This window comes from Arhodomonas sp. KWT, assembly GCF_010993615.1.
The window spans coordinates 1-518 of record NZ_WNXE01001132.1; the positions used below are offsets into that span (position 1 = coordinate 1).

A 518-nucleotide genomic window follows, 5' to 3' on the forward strand; every position below is an offset into this window, starting at 1 on the left:
ACCGGCCGGCCGGTGGCGCCCTTGTTGTCGCCGCTGGTCCATGCCGTGCCGGCGATGTCGAGATGGGCCCAGCGCATCTTGCGGGTGAACCGCGAGAGGAAGCACGCCGCGGTGATGGTGCCCGCCGGGCGGCCGCCGACGTTGGCCATGTCCGCGAAGTTGCTCTTCAGCGCGTCCTGGTACTCCTCCCACAGCGGCAGCTCCCAGGCGCGGTCGCCGGTGTCGCGGCCGGCGGTGAGCAGCTCGTTGACCAGCGGGTGGTGGTTGCCGAGCACTGCGTGGGCCTCGTGGCCGAGGGCGATGATGCAGGCGCCGGTGAGGGTGGCCATGTCCACGACGCTGGTGGGCTCGTGGTAACGCTCGGTGTAGGTGAGCGCGTCGCAGAGCGCGAGCCGTCCCTCCGCGTCGGTGTTGAGGATCTCCACGGTCTGCCCGGACATAGTGGTGACGATGTCGCCGGGCTTGCTGGCGTTGCCGTCGGGGAGGTTCTCGGTGGCGGCGATCACCCCGACGAGGTT

Annotated in this window: 1 pseudogene; it reads right to left on the reverse strand. The window is 70.5% G+C overall.

Annotation, left to right across the window (positions count from 1 at the left end):
* Positions 1 to 518, reverse strand: a pseudogene (locus G7A99_RS24555) (leucyl aminopeptidase); the annotation flags it as partial.